Source organism: Ramlibacter sp., from assembly GCF_013697775.1.
Lineage (GTDB): Bacteria > Pseudomonadota > Gammaproteobacteria > Burkholderiales > Burkholderiaceae_C > Ramlibacter.
In genome coordinates, this window is record NZ_JACCWG010000175.1 from 1 (window position 1) to 5,774 (window position 5,774).

Sequence of the window (5,774 nt, forward strand, 5' to 3'; positions counted from 1 at the left end):
GTGTAGGGCATGAAGCCGCGCGCGCGTTGCATCTCGCCCGGCGCCGGCTCGAAACCCTGCAGCCACGCGTCCCACATCTGCACGCCCGGCGGCAGCGCAGCCGGCTCCTGCAGCTGGTACTGGCGCACCGTCAGCGGCCGCGGCTGCACGGCCAGGACCGTCACGCCCGGCGGGATGCCGCCTTCGATCTGCGCCAACAGATCCGCGTGCGCTACCAGCAGCCTGGCACCGCTGTCCTCCAGCACCCAGCGCGCCTCGGCCGTCTTGAAGTGCCAGTTGAGGCCGCACCAGTACGCGCCGATGTGGCGCGCCGCCAGCACTGCTTCGACTGCGGCGGGCTCGTTGCGCAGCATCACGGCGACCACGTCGCCCTCGCCGATGCCGCAGGCCGCGAAGCCCGCGGCGGCGCGCAGCGCGCGGTCGCGCAGCTGCGCGGGCGTGATGGTCTCGTCGTCGAACAGGAGGGTGGGAAACATCGCGGCCGAAGACGGAAGAAAACGCCTCAGCCGGTGTCGCGCACGTCCGCGGCGGGGCGCCGCTGCGGCAATTGCGCAACCAGCTGTTCCAGCACCGGCGCGTCGGCCGGCTTGACCAGGTGGCGGTCGAAGCCGGCCTCGGTGGACTGCTGCAGGTCGTGCGGCTGGCCCCAGCCGGTCAGGGCGACGATAAAGCGTTGCTCGCCGCCGGGCTGCGCGCGGATCTGGCGGCAGGCGCCCAGGCCATTCAGCTTGGGCATGCCGATGTCCAGCAGCACCAGCTGCGGGTCGTGCTCGGCCACCAGGCGCACCGCGGCCTCGCCGTCGTTCGCCTGCCACACGCTGTGGCCCAGGAGTTCCAGCAGCACCGCGAGCGTCTCGGCGGCATCGACGTTGTCGTCGGCCACCACGATGCGCAGCGGCTGCCCGGAGCCCGCGTCCGCTGCTTCCACTTCGGCTTGCACCGGTTCCGCCGCCGCGACCCGCGCGGTCACCAGCGGCAGGTGCACGTGGAAGCGGCTGCCCTGGCCCGGGCCGTCGCTGTAGGCCTTGACGGCGCCGCCGTGCATCTGCACCAGCTGCTGGGTGAGCGACAGGCCGATGCCCAGGCCGCCGCGCGAGCGCGTCAGCGCCGACTCGACCTGCGAGAACATTTCGAACACGCTGTCCAGCCGGTCGGGCGGAATGCCGATGCCGGTGTCGCGGATGGTGACCACCGCCTGCTCCCGCTCGATCAGCACGCCCAGCTCCACCCGCCCGCCGGGTTCGGTGTACTTGGCCGCGTTGTGCAGCAGGTTGGTGAAGGCCTGCGCCAGCCGCAGGCGGTCGGCGTCGACCACCAGCTGGTCGTCGGGCAGCAGCATCGCGAACTCGTGGCGCTGCTCGTCCATCAGCGGGCGCACGGTCTCCACCGCGTCGGCCAGCACGTCGTTCAGCGCCACCGGCGTGCGGCGCAGCTCGATGCGGCCCTGGCTGATGCGGCTCACGTCCATCAGGTCATCCACCAGCCGGGCGAGCGCGTGCACCTGGCGGTCGATGCGCTCGGTGGCCCAGGCCACCTTCTCCTGCGGCAGACCGGGCCGCTTGAGCAGCTCCACCGCGTTGCGCACCGGCGCCAGCGGGTTGCGCAGTTCGTGCGCCAGCGTGGCCAGGAATTCGTCCTTGCGGCGGTGCGCCTCCAGCAGCCGGTCCTCGCTCACCTGCAGCGCATGCGTGCGCTCGGTCACGCGCCGGTCGAGCGAGGCGTTCAGCTCCGACAGACGCTCCTCGGCGCGCCGCCGCTCGGCCACCTCGCCCAGCAGCATGCGGTTGGACGCCTCCAGCGCGCTGCCGCGGCGGTGCAGTTCGGCGAACACCGACACCTTGGAGCGCAGCACGGCCGGGTTCACCGGCTTGTGCAGGTAGTCCACCGCGCCGGTGCCGTAGCCTTCCAGGATGTGCTGGTCCTCGTTGTAGTAGGCGGTGAGGAAGATGATCGGGATGCGCGCGGTCTTCTTGCGGTCCTTCACCATCTGCGCGAGCTCGAAGCCGGTCATGCCGGGCATGCGCACGTCCAGCACCAGCACCGCGAACTCCTCGGCCATGAGCGCCAGCAGCGCCTGCTCGCCCGAGTTGGCGCGCACCAGGCGGTAGCCGGGCTCGTCCAGGATGCTCTCCAGCACCGCGAGGTTCCTGGGCTCGTCGTCCACGATCAGGATGTTGACCGTGATCGCCTCGGCCGACGGCAGGGCGTCGGCGGGCGAGGAGGTGCGCAGCGATTCATCCATAGGATTACCGGTACAGCCACACCCGCATGAGCGAGAGCAGCTGGTTGGTGTTGACAGGCTTGGAAATGTAATCGCTGGCACCTGCATCCAGGCACTTCTCGCGGTCGCCCTTCATGGCCTTGGCGGTCAGCGCCAGGATCGGCAGCGTGCGGAACGCCGGGTCCTTGCGGATCTCGCGCATGGTTTCGTAGCCGTCCATCTCCGGCATCATGATGTCCATCAGCACCATTTCCAGCTCGGGCGTGCTCTTGATGATGTCGATGGCGTGGCGGCCGTTGGTGGCGCTGATCACCTCCACCTCGTGGTTCTCCAGCACCGAGGTCAGCGCGAAGATGTTGCGCGCATCGTCGTCCACCACCAGCACCTTGCGCCCGCGCAGCACCTCCGAGGAGTCGTGCAGGCGGTCCAGCATGGCCTGCTTGGCGGCAGGCAGGTCGGTCACCACCCGGTGCAGGAACAGCGCCGTTTCGTCCAGCAGGCGCTCGGGCGAGCGCACGTCCTTGAGCACGATGCTCTTGGCCATGGTGTTCAGCCGCATCTGCTCGTTGGCGCTCAGGTCCTTGCCGGTGAACACCACCACCGGCACCGGCAGCAGCGCCTCGTCGGCGCGCAGCCGCTCCAGCAGCTCGAAGCCGCTCATGTCGGGCAGGCGCAGGTCCAGCACCACGCAGTCGAACGGCTCGCCCTGCAGCGCGGCCAGGGCCTCGTCGCCGCTGGCGGCGGTGACGATCTCGATGTCGTCGTGGGCCAGCAGCTCCACCACCGCGCCGCGCTCGATGTCGTTGTCCTCCACCACCAGCAGCCGCTTGGTGCGCGGCACGGTGAATTTCCTCAGCCGCTCGATGGCCGCTTCCAGGTTGTCGGTGGTGGACTCCTTCACCACATAGGCGAAGGCGCCGTGCGCCAGACCGTGCTGGCGCTCTTCCTCCATCGAGATGATCTGCACCGGAATGTGGCGCAGCGCCGGGTCCAGCTTCAGCTGGTTGAGCACCGTCCAGCCCAGCATGTCGGGCAGGTAGATGTCCAGAGAGATGGCCGCCGGCCGGTACTGCCGCGCCAGCGACAGGCCCATCGACCCCTTGGTGGCCACCAGGCCCCGGAAGCCCTTGTCGCGCGCCAGCCCGAGCAGCACGCGCGCGTAGTGCGGGTCGTCCTCGATCACCAGCAGCACCGGGTCGCCCGGCATGATGTCGTCGCGGTCGTCGGCGATGTGCTCCTCGCGCGCCACCGGCAGCGCCAGCACCGGCATCGCCACGTCGCTGCCCGGCGCCTTGGCCTTGCGCATCACGGTGGACGAGTCGGGGCCGGTGTAGTGCAGCGGCAGGTACAGCGTGAAGGTGCTGCCCTTGCCATGCACGCTTTGCAGCCGGATCTCGCCGCCCAGCAGCACCGCCAGTTCGCGGCTGATGGCCAGGCCCAGGCCGGTGCCGCCGTACTTGCGCGAGGTGCCGGCGTCGGCCTGCTGGAAGGCCTCGAAGATCAGGCGCTGCTTGTCCGGCGCCACGCCGATGCCGGTGTCCTGCACCTCGAAGGCAACCACCTGCGGCGCCTGGCTCAAGACCGGGTGTTCCGGGCTCCAGCCGCTGGTGGCCGTGCACACGCGCACTTCCACCTGGCCCTGCGAGGTGAACTTCACCGCGTTGGACAGCAGGTTCTTCAGAATCTGCTGCAGCCGCTTGGGGTCGCTGTCCATGGTGCGCGGCAGGTCGTCCGCGAACTTGACGAGGAACGGCAGGTTCTTGGCCTCGGCCACGTGGCGGAAGTTGCGGTCGATGCTTTCGCGCAGCCAGTTGAACGAGATGTCCTCCACGTCCACCGTCACCGTGCCCGACTCGATCTTTGACAGGTCCAGGATGTCGTTGATCAGGTTCAGCAGGTCGCTGCCCGAAGAGTTGATGTTGCGCGAGAACTCGATCTGCCGCGGCGTGAGGTTGCCTGCGGCGTTCTCGGCCAGCTGCTGCGACAGGATCAGGATGGAGTTCAGCGGCGTGCGCAGCTCGTGCGACATGTTCGCCAGGAACTCGGACTTGTACTTCGACGTGAGCGCCAGTTCGGACGCTTTTTCTTCCAGCGCGCGGCGCGCCTGTTCCACTTCGGTGTTCTTGCGCTCCACCTCGGCGTTCTGCTCGGCCAAAAGGCGCGCCTTGGTGCCCAGTTCCTCGTTGGTCTGCTGCAGCTCGGTCTGGCGCGACTGCAGTTCGGCCGTGAGCTGCTGCGACTGCGTGAGCAGGCCCTCGGTGCGCATGGTGGCTTCGATGGTGTTGAACACCGCGCCGATGGACAGCGCCATCTGGTCCAGGAAGTTCAGGTTCACCGCGCTGAACGGCTGCAGCGAGGCCAGCTCGATCACCGCCTTGGTCTCGTTCTCGAACAGCACCGGGATCACCACCACGCTGACCTGGTGCGCCTGGCCCAGGCTGGAGCTGATGGTGACGAAATCCGCCGGCGCGTCGGTCAGCAAAATGCGCCGCCCCTCGACCGCGCACTGGCCTACCAGGCCTTCGCCGATCTTCAGGCGGCTGGACAGCGGCAGGCTGCCGGATTGCGCGTAGGTGGACAGCAGCACCAGCTCGTTGCCGCCGTCCTCCAGGCTGCCGTTGTGGTAGATGCTGCCCTGGTGCGCATTGACCAGCGGCGCCAGTTCGGACAGCAGCATCTTGCCCACGGTATTGAGTTCGCGCTGGCCCTGCAGCATGCCGGTGAAGCGTGCCAGGTTGGTCTTGAGCCAGTCCTGCTCGCGGTTCGACTCGGTCGTCTCGCGCAGGTTGGAAATCATCGTGTTGATGTTGTCCTTCAGGTCGGACACCTCGCCGCGCGCCTCCACCTGGATCGAGCGCGTCAGGTCGCCCTTGGTCACCGCGGTGGCCACCTCGGCGATGGCGCGCACCTGCGTGGTCAGGTTGGCCGCCAGCAGGTTCACGTTGCCGGTCAGGTCCTTCCAGGTGCCGGCCGCGCCGGGCACGTGCGCCTGGCCGCCCAGCCGGCCTTCCACGCCCACTTCGCGCGCCACGTTGGTCACCTGGTCGGCGAAGGTGGCCAGCGTGTCGGTCATGCCGTTGATGGTGTCGGCCAGCGCCGCCACCTCGCCCTTGGCCTGCACCGTCAGGCGCTGCGACAGGTTGCCGTCGGCCACGGCCGTCACCACCTTCACGATGCCGCGCACCTGCTCGGTCAGGTTGGACGCCATGAAGTTCACGTTGTCGGTCAGGTCCTTCCAAGTGCCGCCCACGCCGGCCACCTGGGCCTGGCCGCCCAGCTTGCCTTCGGTGCCCACCTCGCGCGCCACCCGCGTCACCTCGCCGGCGAACGAGTTGAGCTGGTCGACCATGGTGTTGATGGTGTTCTTCAGCTCCAGGATTTCGCCCTTCACGTCCACCGTGATCTTCTGGTTCAGGTCGCCGCGCGCCACGGCGGTGGTCACCTCGGCGATGTTGCGCACCTGGGACGTGAGGTTCACGCCCATGGTGTTCACCGAGTCGGTCAGGTCCTTCCAGGTGCCCGCCACGCCGGGCACCACGGCCTGCACGCCCAG

At 68.8% G+C, this 5,774-nt stretch carries 3 protein-coding genes; all 3 read right to left on the reverse strand.

The genetic code is table 11. The annotated features are described in order from the left end of the window. On the reverse strand, window positions 1-476 hold a 476-nt coding region (locus H0U68_RS08610; protein WP_296354624.1), incomplete at its 3' end, for an AMP-binding protein. A 26-nt stretch (window positions 477-502) separates the two neighbouring features. Next, window positions 503-2,242 carry a response regulator gene (locus H0U68_RS08615; protein WP_296354626.1) on the reverse strand — a complete coding sequence of 580 codons (1,740 nt, stop codon included), beginning with the start codon at window positions 2,240-2,242 and terminating at the stop codon, window positions 503-505. A 4-nt stretch (window positions 2,243-2,246) separates the two neighbouring features. Continuing rightward, a partial coding sequence (locus tag H0U68_RS08620; RefSeq protein ID WP_296354629.1) for a response regulator occupies window positions 2,247-5,774 on the reverse strand: 3,528 nt, incomplete at its 5' end.

Bases quoted from the DNA above. Each gene is read 5' to 3' on its own strand.
- H0U68_RS08615 (WP_296354626.1), bottom strand. From the start codon at position 2,242: ATGGATGAATCGCTGCGCACCTCCTCGCCCGCCGACGCCCTGCCGTCG.